At 61.9% G+C, this 23,024-nt stretch carries 27 protein-coding genes; 11 read left to right on the plus strand and 16 right to left on the minus strand.

What is annotated here, in order from left to right:
* Positions 1-11: 11 nt before the first annotated feature.
* Genes ABH945_RS20765 through ABH945_RS20815 form a run of 11 tightly spaced genes read right to left on the minus strand, consistent with a single transcriptional unit; the run spans position 12 to position 9,753 of the window.
* On the minus strand, positions 12-1,502 hold the full coding sequence (locus tag ABH945_RS20765) for an aldehyde dehydrogenase (RefSeq protein ID WP_074770844.1): 1,491 nt from the start codon (positions 1,500-1,502) through the stop codon (positions 12-14).
* Between the two features lie 44 nt (positions 1,503-1,546).
* Positions 1,547-2,377 (minus strand): aspartate dehydrogenase, encoded by an 831-nt coding sequence (locus tag ABH945_RS20770; protein WP_074770845.1) that lies wholly within the window; start codon positions 2,375-2,377, stop codon positions 1,547-1,549.
* The gene (locus ABH945_RS20775) at positions 2,370-4,028 is read right to left on the minus strand and encodes a thiamine pyrophosphate-binding protein (RefSeq protein WP_074771248.1); all 1,659 of its coding nucleotides are present in this window, start codon (positions 4,026-4,028) and stop codon (positions 2,370-2,372) included. Before ABH945_RS20775 ends, ABH945_RS20770 begins: the two co-directional genes overlap by 8 nt.
* Positions 4,021-4,827: an SDR family oxidoreductase gene (locus tag ABH945_RS20780; protein ID WP_429251764.1), complete on the minus strand. Its 807-nt coding sequence runs from the start codon at positions 4,825-4,827 to the stop codon at positions 4,021-4,023. The genes ABH945_RS20775 and ABH945_RS20780 overlap by 8 nt, the downstream gene beginning before the upstream one ends.
* Positions 4,827-5,711 (minus strand): IclR family transcriptional regulator, encoded by an 885-nt coding sequence (locus ABH945_RS20785; RefSeq protein ID WP_074770847.1) that lies wholly within the window; start codon positions 5,709-5,711, stop codon positions 4,827-4,829. Before ABH945_RS20785 ends, ABH945_RS20780 begins: the two co-directional genes overlap by 1 nt.
* Complete coding sequence (locus ABH945_RS20790) at positions 5,712-6,602, minus strand: alpha/beta fold hydrolase (RefSeq protein WP_429251765.1); 891 nt, start codon at positions 6,600-6,602, stop codon at positions 5,712-5,714.
* Positions 6,603-6,654: 52 nt separating this feature from the next.
* Entirely contained in the window at positions 6,655-7,182 is a 528-nt protein-coding gene (locus tag ABH945_RS20795) for a cupin domain-containing protein (RefSeq protein WP_074770849.1), read from the minus strand.
* A 26-nt stretch (positions 7,183-7,208) separates the two neighbouring features.
* Positions 7,209-7,976 carry an SDR family oxidoreductase gene (locus tag ABH945_RS20800; RefSeq protein WP_429251766.1) on the minus strand — a complete coding sequence of 256 codons (768 nt, stop codon included), beginning with the start codon at positions 7,974-7,976 and terminating at the stop codon, positions 7,209-7,211.
* Entirely contained in the window at positions 7,969-9,066 is a 1,098-nt protein-coding gene (locus ABH945_RS20805; RefSeq protein ID WP_074770851.1) for an aromatic ring-hydroxylating oxygenase subunit alpha, read from the minus strand. The genes ABH945_RS20800 and ABH945_RS20805 overlap by 8 nt, the downstream gene beginning before the upstream one ends.
* Before the next feature lie 59 nt (positions 9,067-9,125).
* Positions 9,126-9,437, minus strand: a complete 312-nt coding sequence (locus tag ABH945_RS20810) for a recombinase-like helix-turn-helix domain-containing protein (RefSeq protein WP_429251767.1) — start codon at positions 9,435-9,437, stop codon at positions 9,126-9,128.
* Between the two features lies 1 nt (position 9,438).
* The gene (locus ABH945_RS20815) at positions 9,439-9,753 is read right to left on the minus strand and encodes a non-heme iron oxygenase ferredoxin subunit (protein WP_074770853.1); all 315 of its coding nucleotides are present in this window, start codon (positions 9,751-9,753) and stop codon (positions 9,439-9,441) included.
* 440 nt (positions 9,754-10,193) lie between these two features.
* Here ABH945_RS20815 and ABH945_RS20820 point away from each other — a divergent pair, with 440 nt between their 5' ends.
* The gene (locus tag ABH945_RS20820; RefSeq protein ID WP_429251768.1) at positions 10,194-11,267 is read left to right on the plus strand and encodes a porin; all 1,074 of its coding nucleotides are present in this window, start codon (positions 10,194-10,196) and stop codon (positions 11,265-11,267) included.
* Between the two features lie 100 nt (positions 11,268-11,367).
* Here ABH945_RS20820 and ABH945_RS20825 read toward each other — a convergent pair whose 3' ends face one another.
* Positions 11,368-12,336, minus strand: coding sequence for an IclR family transcriptional regulator (locus ABH945_RS20825; protein ID WP_074770855.1), 969 nt, complete (start codon positions 12,334-12,336; stop codon positions 11,368-11,370).
* A gap of 357 nt (positions 12,337-12,693) precedes the next feature.
* On the opposite strand from ABH945_RS20825, the gene ABH945_RS20830 reads away from it, so the two are divergent.
* Positions 12,694-12,981 (plus strand): hypothetical protein, encoded by a 288-nt coding sequence (locus ABH945_RS20830; protein WP_429251769.1) that lies wholly within the window; start codon positions 12,694-12,696, stop codon positions 12,979-12,981.
* Positions 12,982-13,048: 67 nt separating this feature from the next.
* Here the strand turns inward: ABH945_RS20830 and ABH945_RS20835 are convergent, their stop codons facing one another.
* Positions 13,049-13,672 (minus strand): DUF4410 domain-containing protein, encoded by a 624-nt coding sequence (locus ABH945_RS20835; protein ID WP_253189786.1) that lies wholly within the window; start codon positions 13,670-13,672, stop codon positions 13,049-13,051.
* A 222-nt stretch (positions 13,673-13,894) separates the two neighbouring features.
* Between ABH945_RS20835 and ABH945_RS20840 the strand changes: the two genes are divergently transcribed.
* The 5 genes from ABH945_RS20840 (at position 13,895) to ABH945_RS20860 (ending at position 16,820) form a co-directional block, all read left to right on the plus strand.
* On the plus strand, positions 13,895-14,254 hold the full coding sequence (locus ABH945_RS20840) for a DUF3564 domain-containing protein (RefSeq protein WP_074770858.1): 360 nt from the start codon (positions 13,895-13,897) through the stop codon (positions 14,252-14,254).
* A gap of 371 nt (positions 14,255-14,625) precedes the next feature.
* The gene (locus ABH945_RS20845) at positions 14,626-15,375 is read left to right on the plus strand and encodes a DNA/RNA non-specific endonuclease (protein WP_074770859.1); all 750 of its coding nucleotides are present in this window, start codon (positions 14,626-14,628) and stop codon (positions 15,373-15,375) included.
* A complete protein-coding gene (locus ABH945_RS20850) occupies positions 15,368-15,628 on the plus strand; it encodes a hypothetical protein (RefSeq protein WP_074770860.1) in 261 nt (86 codons plus the stop codon). The genes ABH945_RS20845 and ABH945_RS20850 overlap by 8 nt, the downstream gene beginning before the upstream one ends.
* A gap of 251 nt (positions 15,629-15,879) precedes the next feature.
* Positions 15,880-16,257, plus strand: a complete 378-nt coding sequence (locus tag ABH945_RS20855) for a hypothetical protein (protein ID WP_429251770.1) — start codon at positions 15,880-15,882, stop codon at positions 16,255-16,257.
* 212 nt (positions 16,258-16,469) lie between these two features.
* Positions 16,470-16,820 carry a hypothetical protein gene (locus tag ABH945_RS20860; protein WP_429251771.1) on the plus strand — a complete coding sequence of 117 codons (351 nt, stop codon included), beginning with the start codon at positions 16,470-16,472 and terminating at the stop codon, positions 16,818-16,820.
* A 13-nt stretch (positions 16,821-16,833) separates the two neighbouring features.
* Here the strand turns inward: ABH945_RS20860 and ABH945_RS20865 are convergent, their stop codons facing one another.
* Positions 16,834-17,559, minus strand: a complete 726-nt coding sequence (locus ABH945_RS20865; protein ID WP_429251772.1) for a Crp/Fnr family transcriptional regulator — start codon at positions 17,557-17,559, stop codon at positions 16,834-16,836.
* A gap of 91 nt (positions 17,560-17,650) precedes the next feature.
* Here ABH945_RS20865 and ABH945_RS20870 point away from each other — a divergent pair, with 91 nt between their 5' ends.
* Positions 17,651-18,190, plus strand: coding sequence for a DUF962 domain-containing protein (locus tag ABH945_RS20870; RefSeq protein ID WP_429251773.1), 540 nt, complete (start codon positions 17,651-17,653; stop codon positions 18,188-18,190).
* 30 nt (positions 18,191-18,220) lie between these two features.
* On the opposite strand, the gene rarD is transcribed toward ABH945_RS20870, so the two are convergent.
* A complete protein-coding gene (gene rarD, locus ABH945_RS20875) occupies positions 18,221-19,117 on the minus strand; it encodes an EamA family transporter RarD (protein WP_429251774.1) in 897 nt (298 codons plus the stop codon).
* A gap of 604 nt (positions 19,118-19,721) precedes the next feature.
* Here rarD and egtD point away from each other — a divergent pair.
* Entirely contained in the window at positions 19,722-20,702 is a 981-nt protein-coding gene (gene egtD / locus ABH945_RS20880) for an L-histidine N(alpha)-methyltransferase (RefSeq protein ID WP_429251775.1), read from the plus strand.
* A 108-nt stretch (positions 20,703-20,810) separates the two neighbouring features.
* Here egtD and ABH945_RS20885 read toward each other — a convergent pair whose 3' ends face one another.
* A complete protein-coding gene (locus ABH945_RS20885) occupies positions 20,811-21,104 on the minus strand; it encodes an acylphosphatase (RefSeq protein WP_074770867.1) in 294 nt (97 codons plus the stop codon).
* A 176-nt stretch (positions 21,105-21,280) separates the two neighbouring features.
* Between ABH945_RS20885 and hpnA the strand changes: the two genes are divergently transcribed.
* Together hpnA and ABH945_RS20895 are read left to right on the plus strand one after the other, a co-directional pair.
* Positions 21,281-22,291, plus strand: a complete 1,011-nt coding sequence (hpnA, locus tag ABH945_RS20890; protein ID WP_429251776.1) for a hopanoid-associated sugar epimerase — start codon at positions 21,281-21,283, stop codon at positions 22,289-22,291.
* Between the two features lie 135 nt (positions 22,292-22,426).
* Positions 22,427-22,990 carry a hypothetical protein gene (locus ABH945_RS20895; RefSeq protein ID WP_074770869.1) on the plus strand — a complete coding sequence of 188 codons (564 nt, stop codon included), beginning with the start codon at positions 22,427-22,429 and terminating at the stop codon, positions 22,988-22,990.
* Positions 22,991-23,024 lie beyond the last annotated feature (34 nt).

Here is a 23,024-nt window from a genome sequence, read left to right on the forward strand (position 1 = left end):
CTCTTGCGTATTCAGTTCGCCCACGCCAGCGGCGCGTCGTTCAAGCCCCAGTAGAGGCTCTTTTGTTGCATGTATTCGCGGATGCCGAGCCGGCCTTTCTCGCGTCCCATGCCGCTCTCTTTCCAGCCGCTGAACGGCGTCGAGATCGAGAACAGCTTGTACGTATTGATCCAGATGGTGCCGGCTTCTAGCGCGCGGGCGATCCGGTAAGCGCGCTTGTAGTCGCGAGTCCAGATGCCGGCGGCGAGGCCGAACACGCTGTTGTTCGCGTCTTTCAGCAGCGATGCTTCGTCGTCGAACGGCATCGCGACCAGCACCGGTCCGAAGATTTCTTCCTGGCAGATGCGCGCGTCGTTGGTCAGGCCTTCGAGAATCGTCGGCTGGAAATACGTGCCCTGCTCGCGGCCGTCGCCGACCGGACGCTCGCCGCCGCACAGCAGACGGCCACCCTCTTCGAGACCAAGGGCGACGTAACGCTCGACCGTTTCGCGATGCGCTGCGGTAATCAGCGGACCCATTTGCGTCTCTGCACGCGACGGATCGCCGACGCGCAGCTTGCGTGCGCCTTCAGCGAGGCGCTTCATGAACGTGTCGTAAATCGAGCGCTGCACGAACAGACGCGAACCCGCGATGCACGCCTCGCCCGACGAACTGAAGATGCCGTACAGCACGCCGTTCACGGCGTGGTCGATATCGGCGTCGTCGAACACGATGGTCGGCGACTTGCCGCCGAGTTCGAGCGACACCGGCATCAGCTTGTCAGCCGCGATGCGCGCAATGCCGCGGCCCACTTCGGTGCCCCCCGTGAACGACACCTTCTTCACCAGCGGATGACGCACCAGTACGTCGCCGATCACCGAACCTTTGCCCGGCACCACGCTCACGACACCCTTCGGCACACCCGCCTCTTCGCAGATGCGCGCCAGCGCCAGCGAGATCAACGGCGTGACTTCAGCGGGCTTCAACACCACCGCGTTGCCGCCAGCGAGTGCGGGAGCGAGCTTCTGCGCGTCGGACGCGATCGGCGAATTCCACGGCACGATGGCCGCGATCACACCGATCGGCTCGTAGATGCTCATCGTCAGATAGTCGCCGCGCGACGGCGTGACTTCTTCGTCCAGTGTTTCGAGGCAGGCTGCGAAATAGCGGAACGTGTTCGCCGCGCTCGCCACCAGCACGCGCGTCTCGCCGATCGGCTTGCCGTTGTCGCGGCGCTGCAATTGCGCGAGCGCTTCGTGACGCGCCATGATCAGATCGGCGATGCGGTACAGAATCAGCGCGCGTTGATGCGGCTTCAGACCTGACCAGTCCGCTTTACGCCACGCGATATCGGCGGCTTCAATGGCGTCGCGGGCGTCGTCGGCATTCGCCGTCGAGATTTCCATGTTGACCGACTGATCCGCCGGATACAGGCTTTTGTACGGGTTGCCACGCCCTTGCCGCCATTCGCCGCCGATAAAAATATCGCCGTTGGGCACGAGGCTGGTATCGAAGTGAGTCATGTCGGTCGTTCCGGTTTGCTTCAGCTAATGTCTTAACTCGGGTCTCAAATCACGCAGCGGGCTGCACGATTGCGCAACGCGCGAATCGCGCTGTACGCGGTCAACGCGGACGTCTTCGGGTTGTCCGGCAAAGGCTTGCCGCACATTTCCAGCGACATCTCGCCGAACACGCCGCGCGCCACGACGCGATGCACGTTGCGCGTCACGTTCGGATCGGCGATCAGGCGGACCGTGGTGTGGTCGAGGCCCAGACCCGCGAGCGCGATCGTCGCCGCCACATTGGCGTTCTTCGGATAGAGTCGCGCCGCTTCGCGCGCGCTGCCTTCGAAGATCACCGTTTCTTCGGTGAGCGCGTTCAGATCGCACACCAGTTCGGCGGGCGAGCCGAGCCAGCCCGTGGGCGGCTTGCGTCCCGTGTACAGCACTTCATCGAGACCGCCGAGCTTCGCGGCGGCCAGCGCGTCCACGCCGCCAATCGCGCCGGACAACAGCGTGAGCGTCGCGTCGCCTTCGTCGGCGGCAGCGGACAGTGCGTCGAGCAGCATCATGTCGGACAACGCACCGATCGATGCCACCGCGCAATCCGTGCCGCCCTTCAGCAACGGCACCACGTGATCGACCAGCGCGCTATGGCCCGCGCATTCCAGCGCGAAATGCGGCTGGCTGCTCAACGCGGACACCGACGTGACCACGTCCACCGAGTCGCCTACCACTTCGCGCACCGACGCCATATGACGCTCCGACACGATCACGTGCGATACGCGCACGGTCGGATCGGCGGCAACCGAGCGATACACCGCCTGGCCGATCGCGCCGAAGCCGATCATCGCGACATCGACGGGAGCGTGGTGACCCGCGTAGCCGGCGTCACGCATGTTCCGGCTCCTGTTCCTTGACCGGCGGGCCTGCGAACGCGGTAGCGAACGAGCCGACCGACAGCATGTCCACTTCGACCAGCACCGGACCCGCCTTCGCGATGCCTTCGCGAATGATCGCGTCGGCCTGATCGAGCGACTTGATGCGGTAATGCGTGAGCTTCAGGCTCTCGCAGAACTGCGCGAAATCCGGCTGATGCAGATCGACGTAGCAACGACGGCCGCCGTATTGCGCGTCCTGAATGTTGCGGATCACGCCGTAGCACTGGTCGTTCATCAGCACGATCATCACGTTGGCGTTTTCCTGCACGGCCGTCGCCAGTTCGCCGACGTTGACCATCAGGCCGCCGTCGCCGACCAAACACACCGTCTTCGCCGCGTTGCCCGCGAGCGCCGCGCCGATGCCCATCTGCATGCCCTGGCCGATACCGCCGCCGAGTGCGTGGACGCCCGCGCGCGGCGAGAAAATCTTCAGCATGCGGTTGCCCCACGTGCTGTTCGAGATCGTGACGTCGCGCACCCAGTTGTAGTCGCGGCCCACTGCGGCTTGCAGCGCGTCGACGAGGCGCTTGTACGGGCCGAGACCCTTGCCCACGTCGGCGACCGCGCTTTCGCGTGCTGCCGCCAGATCCTGCGCGAACTTCGGATCGACCTTGATGCGGCCTTCGAGCAGCGTCGCGAGTTCTTCGAGCACGGCCGATGCATCGCCGTGAATGAACATCTCGTTGCGATAACCGCGGTTATCGGCGAGCGCGTCGGCGTCGATCCGATACAGCGGCTGCGGCAGCGCCAGCTTGTACTTCAGCGTCTCATTGCCACGCAGACGCGAACCGACCACCACCAGCGCGTCACACGTCTTGTAGAAGCTCTCGACCGCTGCATGCACGTTGAACGCGCCGAGCGTCGCCGGATGATCTTCCGGCAGCACGCCGCGGCCCTGCACGCTGGTCACCACGCCGAAGCCCAACGCCACCAGACGCTCGACCGCCTTCGCAGCATGGCGCGTGCCGCCGCCGAGCCACAACAGCGGACGCTTCGCGTTGACCAGTTGCTCGGCCAGTTGCGCGACGCGCTGGCTGCAATGCGTGAGCGTCGTGACGTGCGGGGCGGCCAGATCGGCGGGCCACTCCACTTCCGCAGCCTGAATGTCGATTGGAATTTCGACGCTGACCGGACCGCTCGGTGCGGTTTGCGCTACGCGCACGGCTTCGCGGATCGTCGGCAGCGCGGTTTCGACCGAGCGCACACGGAACGCAGCCTTCGAAATCGACGACAGCATCGACAGTTGATCCGGTGCTTCGTGGATATACGCGAGGTCCTGATCCAGATATTCGGTTTCGATCTGACCGGTGACGTGCAGCAGCGCCGTGCCTGCCGTCAGCGCTTCGACCATCGCGCCCGCTGCGTTGCCCGCTGCGGTGCCAGTGCTGGTGAACGCCACACCGAGGCCGCCCGAGACACGCGCGAGGCCGTCGGCCATATTGACCGCGCCGGCTTCGCCGCGCGCGCCGACGTAGCGGATCTTGCCGCGGTTATGAATCGCGTCGAGGATCGGCATGTTGTGAATCGAGATCACGCCGAATGCGGTTTGAACGCCGCATTGCTCGAGGAAAGCGGCGATCAGTTCGCCAACGGTGGTTTTGTTAGACATGTCGTGCAACGCCTCCAGAAACATCGATGTGACTGCCCGTCGTGTACGACGACAGCGTGGTAGCCAGATAAAAGAGCGCTTGAGCGGCCTCTTCGGGTTTGCCGAAGCGACCCAGCGGAATGTTTTTCTTTTTCGCCAGTTCGGCGGTCCAGTCTTCCCAGCTCTGGCCCGGCTGCGCTTCCGCAGCGTGACGGCGGCGCCACTGACCCGATTCGACGATGCCGATCAGAATCGAGTTGACGCGAATATGCTGCGGCGCGAGTTCTACGGCGAGCGACTTGATGAGGTTCTGCACGCCCGCGCGCGCCGACGAAGTCGCGACCATGTGCGGCTCCGGTTGCAGCGCGAGCAGCGAGTTCACGCAGACGATCGCCGCGTTGCCGCCGCCAGCCGCATCGCGCAGCATCGGCAGAAACGCGCGGGTCGGGCGGATCACGCTGAAATACTTCAGGTCGAGTTCTTCGCGCCAGGCGTCGTCGGTCGTGTTGGCGAACGTCGAGACGCGACCCTGGCCGGCGTTGTTCACCAGCATGTCGGTGCGGCCGAAGCGCGTTTGCACGGCTTGCGCGAAGACGTTGACGTCGTCGGCGTCGAGTACGTCGCAGGCTTGCGCGAGCAATTGTGCTTCGGGAAACTTTGCTTTCAGCGCGGCTTCCGCGTGCGCGAGACGCTCGGTGTTACGGCCGCAAATCGCAACCGATGCACCCGCCCGCAAAAAGAGTTCGGCAGTCGCGAGGCCGATGCCGGACGAACCGCCCGTCACCACCGCCACCTGTCCGGTCAAATCGATTTGAATCATCAGAGCCCCAGTGCCTTCATGTATTGGCTGCCCGCATTCGGCGCGTTCTTCGGCCGATAGTTGAGCCGCTGCGAAAGTTCATCGGCCGCGCGGCGGACCTTGTCGATCAGGCCGCTGTCGAGCAGCGACGCGTCGATCTCGTGGCGCGGAATCGTCGTCGTGATGACCGCGACGATGCGCCCCGTGTCGTTGCGAACCGGCACGCTGACCACCGAAATGCCGCGTTCGAACGACGACTCGCTGATCGCGAAACCACGCAGTGCGTCGTCGCGCACACGCTCATACAAGTCTTCGACGGTGGCGGGCGTCTGCTTCGTGAAACGCTCCAGTTCCGGCTCGGGATAGAGCTTCTTTAGATCGTCGAGCGTCATGTCGCCCATCAGCACCTGGCCGTGTGTCGTTGCATAAGCGGGCAGACGGGTGCCGACGTTGACCTTCACCGAACTGAAAATCGGCGCATGGCTTTGTGCTTTGGCGACGAAGACGACATCACGTCCGTCGCGAATCACGATGTGCGTCGTCAGGCCGGTTTCGGTGCGCAATGCTTCGATGATCGGCAGACCGAGGTCGGTCAATTCGAGCGAACTCAGATATTCGAAGCCGAGCCGCAGCACGGCGACGCCGAGCCGATAGTTCCGGTCTTTGTCGGCGCGTTCGAGAAAGCCGAGCGATTCGAGCGTTTGCAGCAGACGAAACACCGTCGTGCGCGGAATCTTCAGGCGGCGGGACAATTCCGGCGCGCCGAGGACGGGCTCGCGCGGCGAGAACTCCGTGAGAATCTTCAAACCACGTTCGAGACCCGGCACGCGGTAGCTGCTGTCGCTACCGGTGTCGTTGCGGTCGTCGTCCGCGTTGCGCTCGGCGTTGAGTGTGTCGGGCGTCATTCATTGGCTCCGTTGTCCACCGCTCGTGCGGCAGAACGTGTCGATGATCGCGGTGTACGCGGCGGGTGCTTCGATATAACCGGCGTGCCCCGCGCGCGGCACGACCTGCAATTGGGTGCCTGCGGCAAGGGCGATTCGCTCGCAGGCGGCGGGAGGCGTGATGGTGTCGTCCGCGCCGACTGCCACGTTGATGCGGCCAGTGAAGCGCGCGAGGTCGCTGGCGAGGTCGGCGTTGGCGAGCAGATGCGTCGCCTGCGCATAGCCGTGCGGGATCACGCGCGACATGTTCCAGCGCACCCATGCGCGGGCTTCGTCGTTTGCATTCGCGGACAACATATTGGTGCTGCGTTTTTCGACGAGACCTTGCGGGCCGAGTTCGTTCAGCATCGCGAGGCGCTGGTCGCGTTTCGTTTCGCGCACTTCCGCAGATGCCGCGCCGTAGCCGCCAGCCGGCGACAACAGCAGCAAACCGGCCACGCGCTGCGGATTCGCCGCAGCAAACGCACCGGCGATGATCGCGCCGAGCGAGTGCCCGACCAGCACGCATCGTTCGATGCCGAGTGCGTCGAGCCAGTCCTTCAATACCGAGGCGTAGTGAGCGGCCACGGGCGACTCTGCGTCAACCGGCGTGGACGCGCCATAACCCGGCGCATCCCATGCCAGCACGCGACGGTTCGCGGCCAATACTTCGAACTGCTGCACCCACGACGCCGCGCCCGACCCGATACCGTGCAACAGCACGAGCGGCAACGCGCCGGTGTTGGCGCTCGCGGTTTCGCGATAGCTCAGCACACGTTGCGACGCCAACTCGACCTGCTGCGCCGGAAAGCGCGCGAGGCGCGTTTCGAGCGACGCGTGTTGATCGGCGGTAACGGACGGGACTGCGGACATGATTTCCTTCGCGGGTGTTTTTCTACTGCTGCGAATCAGACTTCGAAAAGGCTTAGCGCTTGAGCTTCGCCAGCGGCGAATCCGGCGGATACGTCGGCGTGACCGGCTTCGGCGAACCGAGCATCACGCACATCAGCGCGTCTTCTTCGCCGATGTTGATTTCCGTGCGATACACGCCAGGCGGCACCGAGATCAGGTCACGCTCGCCGAGCACGGCTTCCCACGTTTCGCCGTCTTTCTCGCAGATCACTTTCATCTTGCCGCGCAGCACGAAGAAAATTTCTTCGACATCCATATGAATATGGCTCGGGCCGATGTTGCCGGCCGGGATCACCATCGTCGAAAACGTGAAGCCGCCTGCGGGCACCGTGTTCATGTCCTTCGCGACGCCCGTGCCGCCCGTGCCGACATAGCGCATTTGCGCACGGCGATATTTCGGGTCGTAGTCCGCCTGGAACTTCAGCGCGTCCCAGTCGTAGCGACGCGTTTCCAGGCGCGCGACGCGGCTGTCCAGCCATTGTCCAAAGCTCGCTTCCGCGGGTTGTTCCCACGATTTGCGTTCGATATCGGCATCCGCCATCTCTTTCTCCTTTCGATTCGACAAGATCAATTCATCACGAAGCCGCCGTTCACCGGCAGCAACTGGCCGGTTACGAAGCGCGCGGCATCGGACAACAGGAACAACACGGGCCCGGTCACATCGTCGGGCACCTGAGCGCGCGTCAAAGCGCGGCCTTGCAGGTAATACTGATGACGCTCGGCGGGCACGTAAGCGGTCGCTTCGACTTCGGTCAGGCCTGGCGCGATCGCGTTGACGGTCACCTGATGCGCGCCGAATTCACGCGCCAGCGAGCGGGTCATCGAAATCACGGCGCCCTTGCTCGCGACATACGCGAGCAGTTTCGGCGCGCCCCACATCGCCGTATCCGAAGCGATATTGACGATGCTGCCGCGGCCCGACTCGCGCAGAAACGGCAGCGCGGCTGTGCTCATCAACCAGACACCGCGCACGTTCACGTTCATCACGGCGTCCCACGTGTCGACCGACAATTCGTCCGCGAACTTGCCGCCGGAGTTGGTGATCGCCGCGTTGTTGATCAGCGCGTCGAGGCCGCCGAGTTGCGCCGCGCCCTGCTCCGCGAATTGCTGGATGCTTTGCGGATTCGCCAGATCGAGCGGCAGATACGTCGCCGCATGTCCTTGCGCTGCGAGCGATGCCGCGAGTGCCTGACCTTCTTCATGCAGCACGTCGCCGAGCACCACCTTCGCGCCGACCTGCACCAGCGCGCGGACAAACGCCGCGCCGAGACCGCGCGCGCCGCCCGTCACGAGGACGCGTCGGCCGTTGAGCGCTGCGAGCGCGTCGTTATGCATGGCTGTGGCCCGCTTCGGCGGTTTGACCGGCTCCCGCTTGCGCCTGAACTTGCGCGCGATGCGCGTCGAGATCGGCGAAATGCTGTTGCGCGCGCTGACGCAGCATGCGGCGCACGCGCGTCATGCCGACGTCGTGCTGATAAAGGAACTCGTGTTCGCGTGCATTCGGCGCGAGGCTTTCCAGCACGTAGCGGTCTTGCTCCAGCACGTCCCAATGCAGACCTTCCAGACGATTGCGATACAGGAAGCGCCATGCGTCGCGCTGCCAGCCCTGCACCTTGCGGGTACGCCAGAAATACACCTGGCAGTTGTCGCCGTCGGTCGGAACTGCGAAGCCGATGATCCCGAAGCTGCCGCCCGGGCCGAACTTCTTCTTGTACGGAATCGCGAGGCGCATCCACAGCGCGCCGGTTTCGCCGAGTTCCACCCAGTCGAAGTTCACGTCGCGCTGGCCGACCTTTTCGAACATCAGACCGGTTTCGGTCTTGCGCACGCGCATGTCGGCCTGCTTGTCGCCTTCGGCCATCGAGTGCGACGTCGCGTGCAGATACGCGCCGTGCATCGGGTCCATCACGTTGTCGATGGCGTACTGATAGTTGCACTTCCAGTTCGACATGCACAGGAAGCTCGCGTATTCCTCGCCGACCAGCTCTTCCGGCAGCTTGAGCGGCGCGGGTTCCTTATGCGCTTCGTCGCCGAACCACAGGAAGATCGCGCCGGCGTGTTCTTCGACCGGATACGACTTCACGCACTTGGTGCCTTCGAGCGGGCACGCCGACACGGCCGGCACGCGCTGCACGGTGCCGGTGCCGTCGACTTCGATGCCGTGATACCAGCACGCGACGCTGCCGCCGAGGTTCCAGCCGAGCGACAGGCGCGCGCCGCGATGCGGGCAGCGGTCTTCGAGTGCGCGGACCTGGCCTTCCTTGTCGCGCCACAGCACGATCTGGTCGCCGAGCCGCGTGATGCCGACCGGCGCGTCGCCGACTTGCCAGCTCGGTGCAACGGGATACCAGTAGTTACGCAGGCCTTTGTCCAGGTAGGACTGGATCGGGTCGGCCGAGCCTTGAGTTGTAGTGGGGGACGTCATAAGGAGACTCCGGGTACGAAAGCGATGAAACGTGTTCGCGGGTGTTCGAAAGGGCGCGCCTAGTCGGCGAGCAGGCGGAATTCGGCGGCGAGGCGCTCGGCGTCCCACGGCTGGCCTTCCGGGGTGCGGAAGCCGACGTGGTTCAGACCGTCGACGACTTCCTGCAACTCCATCGCGCCGGCTTCGAAAACTTTTTCGAGCGCATCGCCGAAGTCGTTTTCGTACTGGGTCGGTTCGGCCTTGCGGTTCTGCCAGACCATGTTTTCCTGCTGGCCCGGTTTCTCGATCACGCCCTTGCCGGCGACGTTGTTCGGCTGCGGCGCGAGCCACGGCTTCAGGAAAGGATTGAAGTTCACGGCTACCTCTCGCATGTCATGCCACCTTGATCTGGATTTCTTCGCCCGCAAGACGTACCGAGTACATCTTCAGGTCGCGGCCGCCGGGCTCTTTCAGACATTTGCCGGTGGGGATATGGAACACGGCTTCGTGCAGCGGACATTCGACGGTGTCGCCGTCGACGAAGCCCTGCGTCAGCAACGCGTATGCGTGGGGGCAGACGTTTTCGAGTGCGTACAGCTCGTCGCCCACTTTGTAGATGCCGATTTCCGTGCCGTCGAGTTTGAACTCGAGCGGCGCGTCTTCGGACAGGTCGCCGGCATGGCCGGCGCAGCGCCATTGATCAGTCATTTCTCGCCTTCTCCTGAATCTCTATGTTCCACCTAAGGAACATCAGTTCGTGTATGGATAATTATAGGATTGGCTTGATGAGGAAAAAAATAAAAATCTGGAGCTGTAGGGGAAAACACCGACTGTCGTGTCCGCAACACAGCATTGCGCGGTGTGGCGGGAATCCGCTTATGCGTTTCAAAGCCTTTGGGGATTGGCTCCAAGCCCGTTCGCAGCCAGATCGACCACCCCACATGCGGGTTTGTACGGGGTCCGAAAATTTATTTTGACCACTTTAAGACTCTCTATACTTTTCCATAGGCGATACAGAAGCCCATAGGTGGAACATAAAGCGGTGCGGTTTTGGCGCATTAAAACCAGAACGGCAATCAACCCCAATGCAAGGATCAGGGACGGCCCATTGGCGAGATCCAGGGTCGTATGATCAGGAGAACCAAACGGTGAAGCACATCATTGCAGCCGGCTTGACGGCAATCTGCGCAACGACGGGCGCGTGGGCGCAGAGCAGTGTGACGCTATACGGCAGCCTGGATGCCGGTATCGCGTATGTCAGCAACGTAGCAGGCAGTTCGAAATGGATGATGGAGCAGGGCAACACGCAGCCTGATCGCTGGGGCCTGAAGGGTGTCGAAGATCTGGGCGGCGGGCTGAAGACGATTTTCCAGCTTGAAAACGGCTTCTATACGAACACGGGCGCATTCGCGAAATCGGGCACGCTGTTTAATCGCCAGGCTTTCGTGGGGTTGAGTTCGGACAAGGTCGGCACGGTCACGCTCGGTCATCAGACGCCGTTCAGCTTCGACGTGCTCGGCCCGCTGAGCACCGCTTATCTGGCCGCCAGCTGGTACGCGTTCCACCCGGGCAACATCGACTCGCTCGCCGACACGGGCGTCGTGCCCTACGACAACTCGATGAAATTCCGCTCGACGAATTTCGGCGGCTTCACCGTCGGCGCGATGATGGGTCTCGGCAACACGACGAACTTCGCGACCGGCAAAAACCTGAGCTTCGCGCTGACCTATGCGAATGGCCCGTTCAAGGCCGGTGCCACGTATGCAGCGGAGAACGACCGCACGCCATCGCTCGTCACGACCGGTCTCGCCACGTTCCAGGGCGTGGCGTCGGCGAACTATGTCGCGGACAAGGTGCAGAACATGGGCGCGGGCGCGTCATACCAGTTCGGCAAGCTGCTGGTGCATGGTCTGTACACTCGCGTGAAGCTGGAATCGGCGGGGCATTCGGACACGTATCAAAGCTACGATGCGGGCGCGAACTATCAGTTCACGCCGTTCAACACCGTGGCCGGCGGCGCTGCAACGACGACGCTCGCGGGGCACCGCTGGACGCAGCTCATGATCGGCGACGTGTATTCGCTGTCGAAGTCGACGCAGTTGTATGCGAACGCGCTGTACATGCGCGCAGGATCGAACACGGACGCTGCTTTCTTTACCGCAGGGGTGTCGAGCGGACGCAACCAGACGATTCTGCTGGCCGGGATTCATCACTCGTTCTGAACACGTTGTGATGTGACGCAATCGTGATGTGATGTGATTGACGCAGGTCCGTGCCGGAATTTCTCAGCCGGACCTGCAAGCGCACAAACCGCAAACCCAATCAGTTCGCCGACACCGGTTTGCTGCGAGCCTGAACCACCGTCGGATCGTCCGGCCTCGGGCGATAGCTCAGACGCTCGGACAAATCGAGCGCCGCCTGGCATACCTGCACGATGAGCGGTTCGCGCTCCTCCGCCTCGCCGATATCCGAACGCGGAATCGTCACCGTCAACGCCGCGACGATCTTGCCGCTCTGATCACGCACGGGCGCGCTCACCACCGAAATGCCCCGTTCGAACGACGCCTCGCTCAACGCGTAGCCGAGCAGCGCACTTTCGCGCACCCGTTCAGACAGTTCATCGACGGTAGCGGGCGTGCGCTCGGTGAATCGTTCGAGTTGCGGCTCGGGATACAACTGACGCAATTCATCGAAACTCAGATCGCCCATCAGCACCTGGCCATGCACGGTGGCGTGAGCGGGCAGGCGCGTGCCGACATGCACCTTCACCGAACTGAACATGGGCTCGTGGGTTTGCGCCTTGGCAACAAACACCACGTCGCGCTGATCGCGGATCAGCAGATGCGAACTGAGGCCGGTTGCATCGCGCAATTGTTCGAGGATCGGCGTGCCGACGTCGGTCAATTCGAGCGAACTCAGATATTCGAAGCCGAGCCGCAACACCGCGACGCTCAGCCGGAAATGACGGTCGCCGTTCACGCGCTCCAGAAAGCCGAGCGCTTCGAGGGTTTGCAGCAAACGGAAGGTGGTCGTGCGCGGAATGCCGATCCGCTTGGACAACTCGGGTGCGCCGAGTACCGGCTCGCGCGCGCTGAACTCAGCGAGAATCCGCAAGCCGCGCTCGAGGCCTGGTACTAGATAGGTCGAGCCGCCGCTGCTCTCGTCATCGGCGGGATCGGGGGTGTCGGGAATGTCGGCAGCAGGCGCCAGGGACAACGCGGTGTCGTCCTGCGCCGCGCCTCGTGATTTCGCCTGTTTGCGTCCCGCTCCGGTCTGTTCTTCTTTGGCCATCTTGGCTGCCGTTTCCGCTGTTCGTCGTGGTCAGATCAGCATGATAGCGCGAAGCATGCAGCGAATATTTATTGGGGCGTACGGCGTAAGCAATGCTCGAGGGGGCGCAAAAAAAGCGCGCTGCTGGTACCGCCCATCGTCGGCATGAAGCGGAAAGTGTCGACGGCTGCGCGGCTCGTGCCGATGTTGGGCCAATACATGTCGAAAAATGACGCACACGTACGGGTTGGTTAATGCAAATGCCGGGCTGATTTTGCTGCACTGCCACCGTTTCATGCGGTGCTATGCTTTGATCCGGTTTATCGCGCGAAACGGCCTTGCACGCCCGCTTCGCCCCAGCGTCCGGAGGGCTCGCTCATGTCCGAATCCGTTCAGATCCAGGTTGCCGACTCGCATCTTTACCCGGGCTGCGCGGTAAGCATCGCGCATTTGCCCGAACCGGCCGGCGCGGCCGCTGCGATCGTCGAATTCGCGGACGGCTCCGGCGCACACGCCACCTGCCACCGGCGCGCGTTTGACGAGCTTGAGTTGACCGTCGACGGTTATGCGACCCGAAAACGTCATCCCGTCGATGCAAGGCATTGGCTGCTACTGGCCGTCGATTCCACGCACAGCAGCTGGCGCGTGAAGCGTCGATTGCCGTAGTTTTATCCGCTCGCGATTCAAACATGCCGACACTGCTGCGATGCGTCACGCGCAGTATTGCAACGCTCTACTTTGCGTCAGCATGCAGCCTCGCGATTACCGCATCTGAAATCTGCTGCGCGGTCTTTTTGATGGTCTTTTTTTCGTCGCCGCTCGCCATGACGAACTTCGCCGCGATCACATACGGGTTCAGTCTGACGACCGCGCCAGGCATGTTCCTGCTGTCCGCCTCTTCGACCGCCTGATAAAGCGGCGGCAAATCCGCCGCGCCGAGCCGGTCGCACGACACCGCCACCTGAATGTCGTTCTGCCCCGCGCCGAGACCGACGATTGCGCGACGCAGACGATTGCCGTCATCGACATTCAGAAACACGCCGCGCACTTGCCATCCTTCGGTGGGCAACGGTTGATCGCGCGCGATACGGCGCGCGTCTACGCCGCCGCTTTTCAGGTCGTCGGTCAGCGCGTCGGCCATCTCGTTCACGATGTGCTTTGCGTGGTCTTGCGGATTCCTGTCCTGTGCGAGCGGCCCGGGTCCATCCGGCAGCAAGCCACGCAGACGACGCACCCGCTGGCCGGGTCCGCTATCCGGCGAAACGTTCGCCACGTCGAGATCGAAATCGGTGATGTAGACGATCGGCGCGGGCGCAGAAAAGGGCGTGCTGTCCGCAGCAAAAACGGCGGACGTCATCGCGCAAAACGATCCCGTCAGCAAAGTGATTTGCAAAAATCGGAGCCGCATCGCTCCTCCGCAAAACGTCGTCACGAGGACGATTATCGTAACGCCGCGTGTGCCACTAAAACGCATCGCGAGTCCGTTTTTTCGTACCGGATCATCAGACGTTTGCCTTGAATAACACGCATCACGGCATAGACTGATAAAGCATCAATTCGCAATCTGTACGGAACTGACATGCGACTGACTATTCTGATCAACGGTTCCGATCCCACCGTCAGCCACGACTATGCGGTCTTATGGCTCGACACCGACGAACACCGGTGGTCGAGAGAAGCGCATCAAGGGATCGATCTGCCCCCGTGGGGCGAGTTGCACGACGACAATGGCGTGACCACGCTTTGCGCGCCCAGCACAGATGCGCCGCTATGTACGCTGCGCGGTTTGCACGTCGACCGCAAGCAGCGCGTGAGCGCCGCGCAAGGCGCCGCCGCGTGGACTGCATTGCCCACGCGCGCACCGGCCAGCGGTTTCTGGCGGCTGCAAGCCGTCGACCGTCAAACGGTTCGTGCTGAAAATAGCGTGTTCGGTAATTAGGTTCCTTGCGCTATTTCTTTAGCGTTTTTATCGGTCGAAAATTCCATGCGCGTTGTTAATGCGCTCATGCGGATGTGCACGCGTATTCGCGTGACGCCGCACAAGCGTGCGCCGACTCACATAACTATTCTCTGATCGACGGATTTAAGACAACCTTAAGTTTGTGATCGTAGAGTTTGAATTCCACGCATTAGGGTCGCTGCAAAGCGGCCCATTTTTTTGTCCGCGCGACACGGCTCGTTCATCTAATCCGATTTGATCGCGACGCGCCATCTGCATTTCTCCGCTTGCTTCTGTTGTACGTGTTCCGGTCGCCCTAACAGGGTTCACGACGCTATACTCTTGCGCCCTACCCCTCGACTGACCGACACATGAAGAAGTGGTTTGCCTGTCTGCTTTTTGCCGTTGCGGCTCACGCCAGCGCGGCGCCCTCCTGCACCCAGTTCACTCCGAATGCGCAATGGCCCACTCTGACCAATCAGAAGATGGCGCCGAAAACGCGCATGCTTTGCTATAGCGATTTCGCGGTTCTACATTCGGGCATTACGCACGGTCCGCTTTGGTCCGCCGAACATCTGACGCGCGACCATATCGAAGCCGCGAAAGAGATGGTGCGCACCAACAAGTTCTTCGAAGACACGCGTTTGCCCGACGGTGAAGGCGCAACGCTCGCGGACTACAAACGCAGTGGCTTCGATCGCGGGCATATGAGCCCGGCGGGTAATCGCTGGAATCAGGAGGCGATGGCACAATCGTTCTCGCTGGCCAATATCGTTCCGCAAAACCGCGAGAACAATCAGCGGCTGTGGGCACGGATCGAATCGTCGGTGCGCAAGATCGCGATGTCGTACGACGATACTTATGTCGTCACCGGACCGATCTTCAACGGCCAGCAGTTGCAGACCATCGGGCCGACCCGCGTGTTCGTGCCGACGCAACTGTTCAAAGTCGTCTACGTGCCGTCGCGGCAGTTGGCGTTTGCCGTCGTGGTGGACAATGTATCGACTAACCGTTACGACATCAGGACGATTCACGAACTCGAAGCAGCATCGGGCATCCGCTTTCCGGGCATTCCGGAAAACCTCAAAGACCAGCGACCGGGAGGACTGAAAGGTGTTTAAACCCTATTCGAACGATGACGACGTGCTGAACATTCAGGGCGATGCGCTCACGCTGACCAACGGCACCACGCGCGTCGTACTGAACGGCACGCTGGAGTTGACGCAGGATCAGCGCGGACTGAAGGCGGCGCTTGCATTGAAGGAAGCGGTCGATGCGATCGTCGCGAGCTTGCAGGCGCAACCGTCGTTGCCGGCAAAAGTGAAAGACGAACCGGACGCAAAACCAGGCGTCATCGCGAATCCGTTTCAGTAACGCTTGAGCGGTTCGATCAAGCCTTAAACGCAGTAGCTTTCGTATGACGGCGAGAGATTCTCTCGCCGTCATACGCCCTCGCCTCACCCGCAATCTCTCCTCGCTGATTCAGCACCCCGATATGTATCGGCGGTTACGTTTTGTCACCATCGCGTCGTCAACTCCTGTCGTCTCGTCCGCGTTAAACCGGCAGCGCTGAAACAATTCAGTCGCGACAAAAGAATCAACCGATTCCCAAAGGGAGTTACACCATGAAGACGCTTTTCGCCGCTCTCGCTTCCGCTCTGTTCGTGTCGGCCGCCTTTGCTCAAACGGCCGCACCGTCCGCCACGCAATCCGCGCAGCCGATGCAGATGCGACCCGCCGGTCAGGCGAATCTGAAGGCGAGCACCGCCGCGCAAACCGGTTCCGCAGACCAGGGCGCTGCCGCGACCAAGGCGCCGGCGAAAGCCGCAACGAAAGCGCACATCAAGAAGACGTCCACCACTCATTCGGCGACCCACAAAAGCGTCAAGAAAGCCGCTGTCAAAACGAGCGCCGTGAAGACGAAAACGGAGAGCGCGAAAGAGGCCAGCAATGCCCCGGCTAAAGCCGACGGCGCACAAACCGACACGACGAAGACGCAATAACACGTGATCGGATTCGGCACGCACCAGCCATCTATGGGGTATTAATCGAAGCCAGGTCGTGCCGTTCAGGGAGGGCGAGTCTTGAATGACTCGCCTTTTTTTATTGTTTTCGTATGGCAGAAATGCGCGTTAATTTTTGCACTACGTTTACTCAGGAACGTCTAACCTCTCATTGTCCTGATTAACCATGGCGTCGACGAACGCCTCATAACATGGCTCTCACGCAATCAATCGATAACCTTGCCGAAGCAGTGCAAACGCAAACGCAATCTCAAGCGCCCGGCAATTCACGGGTTCAACGCAACAACGTCATTCCCTTTCCGTCGACCCGCGCGCTGCTGCAAGTCACGTTGCCTCATCCATCGAACGATCCTGCTGGCGCGTCGTCGTTACGCGCATTGCTTCATTCGCCGCTCGGCGTCTATGTCGTCGGCACGCACCACGTCCGGGAAGAAGTTCGCGTGCAACTCGACATCGCGATTGAAGACCTGGACTTCACTCTGCACACGCTAATCTCAACACTGCCTGTCGCATTGATCGGCCGCTGCAACGACATGGCGTAGTCGAAAAAGCGCATTAATCGCGTGATGTCGGCAAGCCGGGTTCCAGATCCGCCAATTCGCCGAGCTTGTGCGGGTCCGTAATTTCGATTTCGGCATAGCCGAGTTTCAACGCACCCTGCATTTCGAATTGCTTGAGTACCTGATTGATCGTCTGCCGCGACAATGCCAGCATCATCGCTAGATCTTCCTGCGGGACCTTGAGCACGCGACGCAATGCGCCGGGTTCGCCGTAACCGCCCGCCATCAATAACAATCGACGCGCCACTCGTTGTGCAGCAGGTAATAGCGCGGCTTCCTCGATCGCATCGAAAGCTAGACGCAGTTTTTGCGTCAACAGCAAACCGAATACATGCCAGTACGCAGGCGTGCGTTCGAGCAGCGCGGCGAGCGCCGCGCGCGGCACGTGAAACAGTTCGGAATCGCGTTCGGCATACGCATTGTGGGTTCGCGGCCGATTGTCGAACAACGCAATCTCGCCGAACCAGTTGACCGGTTCGATGACAGCGAGCAGCGCTTCCTTCCCCGCCGAACTGGCAGCACCGATTCGCATCAGCCCGTCGAGCACGCAATAGAGGCCGTCGTCGGAATCGCCGCGCGTGAAAAGACGCTGGCCCGCGGCGAGGTGTTCGACACGCCCCATTTCAATCAACTCGGCCCGCAGCGCGGCCGGCGCCGAGCGAAACCAAGCGCTGCGCTCAAGCAGCCCGGCAAGCTCATTCGATGAAAAACTCGCAGTCATAGGACGGCATCCGTGCACGATTGTCGGCTACCCGATGGTTTGAAATTCCGCTGCCCGCGATTATGCTGACTTTGACCGAGGAGCGGCATCCATGAGAACGCTGACGCAGCAATTGACGCAATACGCGGCCTACCATCGCGACCGCCGCAACATCGCCACGCATTTCGTCGGCATTCCAATGATCGTGCTTGCGTTGGCGGTTCTGTTGAGCCGCCCTGCCTTCGCGGCCGGCTCGCTGCCGTTCACGTTGTCCCCGGCGTGGGTGCTGTTCGTGGCGGCAACCGTCTACTACCTGGTGCTCGACTTGCCGCTCGGGCTGATGATGGTGTGCGTGTCGGCACTGTGTGTCGCGTTCGGCCAGTGGACCGCGGCGCAATCCACGGTGGTGTGGCTCGCGACGGGCGTCGGCCTTTTTGTGGTCGGCTGGGTGTTCCAGTTCATCGGGCACGTCGCTTACGAACATCGCAAGCCCGCTTTTGTCGACGATGTAATCGGCCTGTTGATCGGACCGCTGTTCGTGCTCGCGGAAGCGTTGTTCGGTTTCGGCTGGCGTCCCGCGCTGCGCGAAGCGATCGAGGCGGATGTGGGCCCGACGCGCATCAGTCAGGATCACGCAACGGCGCAGCGCTGATTGACGTCGCGCGGTGCAGTGAGTCAGCCATCAGTTCGGCGCAAGCCGAACGAGCCGCACGCTATGCAGCGCCGTCAATGCGACCGCGATCCAGATCGGAATGTAAGTCACCAACTGCGACGCGCTCAGCGCTTCACCGAGCAACGTGATCGACACCAGCACGAGCAACGCTGGCTCGACATAACCGAGAATGCCGAACAGTGCGACCGGCAATAAGCGGCTCGCCTTCAGATACGAAGCGAGCGCGAGCGTGCTCAACGCACCAAGACCCGGCAGCAGCAGACACCACATGTCGACACGCCCGGCGATCTTCGTCAGCGAGCCGCCGCTGATCGCGAAGAAGATCGCCGGCGGTAACAGCAGCGCCATTTCCACGGTGAACATCGCGAGCGAATCCTGATTGATCTTGCGACGAAGCACGAAATACGGCGGATAACCGAGCGCCACCAGCAAGGTCGGCCACGAAAATGCGCCCGTCGCCCACAATTCATGGGCGACGCCAAGCGCCGCGCAGAACACGGCGAGCCACTGCAATCCGTCGAGCCGCTCGCGATAGTAAAAGCGGCCGACCAGCACCATCGTCAGCGGGAGCAGAAAGTAGCCGAGCGACACCTCGAGCATCCGGCCATGCAGCGGCGCCCACAGGAATACCCACAATTGAAGCCCGAGTAACACCGCGCTCGCGATCATTGCCATGCCGAGCATCGGCTCGGTCACCATGCGGTAAAGAAGTTGCCGGAGAATAGGCAGGCGCTTGCGCAATGCGACGAGTAACAGCGCGCCAGGCACGGTCCAGATCACGCGCCACGCGAAAATATCGAGGCCGCTCAGCGGCGCGAGCAAGGTGGCGTAAGCGGACAGCAACGCGAACATCGCCGACGCGCTCGCAGACAACGCGATTCCGCGCTTTGGGTCATACTGGTTCATTGCGCAATCCTGGTCGCGATGGTGTCGACAGGCGGCGATCTGAAGGAAAACGCGAACACGAGTGTGCCGGTGTTTTTTCGCAGCGCAGCATGGGCTGGCGACGCATTCGTTGTTGTCATTGGCCGTGAAGTCTCACTGATGTCCCACTGAAGTACGCTGTCGTTCCACCAAGGTCTCGCGCTGAAGTAAGCATGCCGTCGGGAACAAGCGACGCAAGCCGGCATTCTAGACGGGTTATCCGTCGAAGGCTGAAGAGCGCAGCGATCGCCAGGCCGTAATTATTTCGTGCGCATCGCGCGTCGATGCACTAGAACGTAACTTCATGTGCGGAGACAAAACCCCGTATTTTCAGCGGCAAATCTCGCGCAATTCATTTGGAAGCTTCGACGAAGCCGCTCAAGCGCGAATCTTGCTACTCAGTCTCGCAACGCTGGTTGCCGCATTGGCGGTAATAGCAGAGAAAGCATCAACTAGCCGGGCCGGCACCGGGCAGTCCAACCGACTCGCCGCCCTTCTTCCCACGACATGCGTCAAATAGTTCAGGCCACGCATGTCGCCGCCCGGCCGGCAATCCCGCTCATCGAATGTGACTACTGGAGCCAGCATGACCCAGCCAGCCCTCTCGCTCGACGTTTCACCCGATTTCCACTCCGCCTTCGCCGCCGACGTGCGTGCGGGCCTCAGTCACACGCCGCAAAAAGAACTGCCGTCGAAATATCTGTACGACGAAGTCGGTTCGGCGCTGTTCGAAGTGATCACCGTATTGCCGGAATACGGCGTGACGCGGGCCGAAGAACGGCTGCTCGCGAAGCACGCGGTGGACATCGTCGAGCATCTTCCGCACGACGTGGTGGTGGCGGAACTCGGCAGCGGCAGCGGCCGTAAAACGCGGCGCATTCTGGAAGCGCTGTGTAAAAAGCGCCCCACTTCTTACTGCCCGATTGAAATTTCGCGCAGTGCGCTGCAGCTATGCAGACGCGAGCTCGGCGATATCGAACGGATTTCGATTGTCGGGTACGAACGCGATTACCTCGCCGGTCTCGCCGAAGTCAGCAAGAAGCGCGCGCCGGACGAACGGTTGCTGGTGCTGTTCCTCGGCAGCACGATCGGCAATTTCGGCCGGCTCGCGGCGACGCGTTTTCTGCGTGATATCCGCAACATGCTCGCGCCCGGCGACGCCCTGCTGCTCGGCACCGATCTGATCAAGCCGACGCCGGTGCTGGTTGCCGCGTACGACGACTCGGTCGGCGTCACCGCATCGTTCAATCTGAATCTGCTGGCGCGGATCAATCGCGAACTCGACGGCGATTTTCCGCTCGATGCGTTCGAGCATGTCGCGCGCTTCAACCCGGACGCGCGCAGTATCGAGATGCATCTGCGTGCGAAACGCGACATCACCGCGCACGTGCGCGCGGCGCAACTGACGGTGTCGCTGAAGGAAGGCGAAACGATCTGGACTGAGAGCAGCCACAAATATCGCGCCGAAGAAATGGGCGCGATCGCCGACGATGCGGGCTTCGCGTGCAGCCATCAGTGGATCGAAAAGGAGTGGGGATTCGCGGAGAGTCTGCTGCTCGCGAAGTAAGCGCTACGGCTTCACTTTCGCTCGCAGACGCGGGTAAAAAGACAAAAAGGCGGCGCGCCATCGTGATGATGGCGCGCCGCCTTTTTCATTAACGGGGATTCGCGTCGCTCAGTGCTGCTCGAAACGCTCGTAACGCTTTTCGGTCGCGCGTTCCTCACCGGCCACTTCGGTCACGCGCGCCGCCGGCGGCCCGTGACGCAGCCAAGACAGCATCCGGTCGACCTGATTGGCCGAGCCTTGCAACATCGCTTCAACCGAACCGTCGTCGAGATTCGCCACCCATCCCTTGATGCCGAGCGCGTGCGCCTGCCGCACGGTGGCGTGGCGAAAGCCGACGCCCTGCACGTGGCCGCGCACTCGCACGTAATACGTTTCGATCCGCTGATCCAGATCCGGGGCCATGCCGTCCTCTCCTCACAGTCTTTCAAGCGGGCATTCTAGTCAAGTCGCGGCGAGCCTGCTCGGCCGCGCGCGAGTCCGCTGCGGGTTCGGCACGCGTCGCCAGTAGCGTTCACGCGACATAGGACAAGCCCGCCACGTACAATCCGTCGACTGTCACGCAGGAAAATGGATACAGAATGACCGAACAGAATCGCGATCTCGTACTCGTCACCGGGGCTTCCGGCTTCGTGGGCTCGTCGGTGGCGCGCATCGCGCAGCAGAAGGGTTTCAACGTACGCGTGCTGGTGCGCGCCACCAGTCCGCGGCAGAACGTCGAGTCGCTGAACGCGGAAATCGTCGTCGGCGACATGCGCGACGAGGCGTCGATGCGCAAGGCGCTGCGCGGCGTGCGCTACCTGCTGCACGTCGCCGCCGACTACCGGCTGTGGGCGCCGGACCCGGGCGAGATCGAGCGCTCGAACCTGGAAGGCACCGAGGCGACCATGCGCGCAGCGCTGAAGGAAGGCGTGGAGCGCATCGTCTACACGAGCAGCGTCGCGACGCTCAAGGTGACGAGTTCCGGTCAGTCCGCCGACGAAACCTCGCCGCTCAAGGCCGATCAGGCGATCGGCGTGTACAAGCGCAGCAAGGTGCTGGCCGAGCGCGCGGTCGAGCGGATGATCGCCGAAGATGGACTGCCGGCGGTGATCGTCAATCCGTCCACACCGATTGGTCCGCGCGACGTGAAGCCGACGCCGACCGGGCGGATCATCGTCGAGGCAGCGACCGGCAAGATCCCCGCGTTCGTCGATACGGGCCTGAACCTCGTGCACGTGGACGACGTCGCGGCCGGCCATTTTCTCGCGCTCGAACGCGGCAAGATCGGCGAGCGCTACATTCTCGGCGGCGAAAATCTGCCGCTTCAGCAAATGCTCGCGGATATCGCCGCGCTGACCGGCCGCAAGGCGCCAACGCTCAGCCTGCCGCGCTGGCCGCTGTATCCACTGGCGATGGGCGCGGAAGCCATCGCGAAGATCACGAAACGCGAACCGTTCGTTACCGTCGACGGTCTGAAAATGTCGAAGAACAAGATGTATTTCACGTCGGCGAAGGCGGAGCGCGAATTGGGTTATCGCGCGCGGCCTTATCGCGAGGGTTTGAGCGACGCGCTCGACTGGTTCAGGCAGGCGGGTTATCTCAAGGCGTGACGCGCATGAACACAGAACGTCGCCGGACACAACCTCTGGCGCGACCGTAAGCATTTTGTTACAAGTCCCGTGGTCGCGAGGGGTCAAAGCCTACGCGCAGCAGGTAAAATCGTGGGTCTTATCAGAGAAACTCGCATGAATCTTCACGAACAGCTCGGCGCGCTGGAAGTGAGCCTCGACCAGCTCATTCACGCTGTCGTGGCCCAGCAGGCCGAAAACATCTCCGAGACTTCAGCAGAACCCGCCATCGCGCAGCAGCAGGTGGCGGCGCAAGCGTCTGCGGCCGAATCGTCGGCAGAAGCGGTTGCGGTTGATCGCGACGTGGCATCGGCAGCGGCGGAACAGAAGTCTGATGAAAAACCGGCCGCGCAATTCCAGCCCACGCTCGAAATCGATCGTCCGGGGCAGAACGAGATCACGATGACGATCGGCGACCAGACGGTCGCGCTGCGTCCGGAACAGATCGGCAAGCTGATCGAGGAATTGTCGAACGCGCGCGCATCGATGACGCCGGAACCGCCGCCCGGCATTCCGCCCGGCTGGCGTTTCGTATCGACGAAAAATCCGGTCATGGCGGTGCAGAAACAGTCGAACGGCGACCGTCTGCTAATCATGCGTCACACCGGTCACGGCTGGGTGCCGTTCACGTTCTCACCCGACATCGTGATCCAGATGTACATGATGCTCACCAACGCGTGATGCAAAAAACGGCGCCGAGGCGCCGTTTTTTATT

Origin of the sequence: Paraburkholderia sp. GAS333 (assembly GCF_050435665.1) — a bacterium.
In the GTDB taxonomy this organism is placed as follows: Bacteria; Pseudomonadota; Gammaproteobacteria; order Burkholderiales; family Burkholderiaceae; genus Paraburkholderia; species Paraburkholderia fungorum_A.

Excerpts from the sequence above, each read along its gene's own strand:
- ABH945_RS20765 (WP_074770844.1), bottom strand. The coding sequence starts at position 1,502 with ATGACTCACTTCGATACCAGCCTCGTGCCCAACGGCGATATTTTTATC.
- ABH945_RS20835 (WP_253189786.1), bottom strand. The coding sequence starts at position 13,672 with ATGACGTCCGCCGTTTTTGCTGCGGACAGCACGCCCTTTTCTGCGCCC.
- ABH945_RS20825 (WP_074770855.1), bottom strand. The coding sequence starts at position 12,336 with ATGGCCAAAGAAGAACAGACCGGAGCGGGACGCAAACAGGCGAAATCA.
- egtD (WP_429251775.1), top strand. The coding sequence starts at position 19,722 with ATGACCCAGCCAGCCCTCTCGCTCGACGTTTCACCCGATTTCCACTCC.
- ABH945_RS20840 (WP_074770858.1), top strand. The coding sequence starts at position 13,895 with ATGCGACTGACTATTCTGATCAACGGTTCCGATCCCACCGTCAGCCAC.
- ABH945_RS20895 (WP_074770869.1), top strand. The coding sequence starts at position 22,427 with ATGAATCTTCACGAACAGCTCGGCGCGCTGGAAGTGAGCCTCGACCAG.
- ABH945_RS20790 (WP_429251765.1), bottom strand. The coding sequence starts at position 6,602 with ATGTCCGCAGTCCCGTCCGTTACCGCCGATCAACACGCGTCGCTCGAA.
- hpnA (WP_429251776.1), top strand. The coding sequence starts at position 21,281 with ATGACCGAACAGAATCGCGATCTCGTACTCGTCACCGGGGCTTCCGGC.
- ABH945_RS20795 (WP_074770849.1), bottom strand. The coding sequence starts at position 7,182 with ATGGCGGATGCCGATATCGAACGCAAATCGTGGGAACAACCCGCGGAA.
- ABH945_RS20815 (WP_074770853.1), bottom strand. The coding sequence starts at position 9,753 with ATGACTGATCAATGGCGCTGCGCCGGCCATGCCGGCGACCTGTCCGAA.
- ABH945_RS20785 (WP_074770847.1), bottom strand. The coding sequence starts at position 5,711 with ATGACGCCCGACACACTCAACGCCGAGCGCAACGCGGACGACGACCGC.
- ABH945_RS20885 (WP_074770867.1), bottom strand. The coding sequence starts at position 21,104 with ATGGCCCCGGATCTGGATCAGCGGATCGAAACGTATTACGTGCGAGTG.
- ABH945_RS20810 (WP_429251767.1), bottom strand. The coding sequence starts at position 9,437 with ATGCGAGAGGTAGCCGTGAACTTCAATCCTTTCCTGAAGCCGTGGCTC.
- ABH945_RS20800 (WP_429251766.1), bottom strand. The coding sequence starts at position 7,976 with ATGCATAACGACGCGCTCGCAGCGCTCAACGGCCGACGCGTCCTCGTG.
- ABH945_RS20775 (WP_074771248.1), bottom strand. The coding sequence starts at position 4,028 with ATGTCTAACAAAACCACCGTTGGCGAACTGATCGCCGCTTTCCTCGAG.
- ABH945_RS20855 (WP_429251770.1), top strand. The coding sequence starts at position 15,880 with ATGAAGACGCTTTTCGCCGCTCTCGCTTCCGCTCTGTTCGTGTCGGCC.
- ABH945_RS20805 (WP_074770851.1), bottom strand. The coding sequence starts at position 9,066 with ATGACGTCCCCCACTACAACTCAAGGCTCGGCCGACCCGATCCAGTCC.
- ABH945_RS20870 (WP_429251773.1), top strand. The coding sequence starts at position 17,651 with ATGAGAACGCTGACGCAGCAATTGACGCAATACGCGGCCTACCATCGC.
- rarD (WP_429251774.1), bottom strand. The coding sequence starts at position 19,117 with ATGAACCAGTATGACCCAAAGCGCGGAATCGCGTTGTCTGCGAGCGCG.
- ABH945_RS20830 (WP_429251769.1), top strand. The coding sequence starts at position 12,694 with ATGTCCGAATCCGTTCAGATCCAGGTTGCCGACTCGCATCTTTACCCG.
- ABH945_RS20770 (WP_074770845.1), bottom strand. The coding sequence starts at position 2,377 with ATGCGTGACGCCGGCTACGCGGGTCACCACGCTCCCGTCGATGTCGCG.
- ABH945_RS20860 (WP_429251771.1), top strand. The coding sequence starts at position 16,470 with ATGGCTCTCACGCAATCAATCGATAACCTTGCCGAAGCAGTGCAAACG.
- ABH945_RS20780 (WP_429251764.1), bottom strand. The coding sequence starts at position 4,827 with ATGATTCAAATCGATTTGACCGGACAGGTGGCGGTGGTGACGGGCGGT.
- ABH945_RS20845 (WP_074770859.1), top strand. The coding sequence starts at position 14,626 with ATGAAGAAGTGGTTTGCCTGTCTGCTTTTTGCCGTTGCGGCTCACGCC.
- ABH945_RS20865 (WP_429251772.1), bottom strand. The coding sequence starts at position 17,559 with ATGACTGCGAGTTTTTCATCGAATGAGCTTGCCGGGCTGCTTGAGCGC.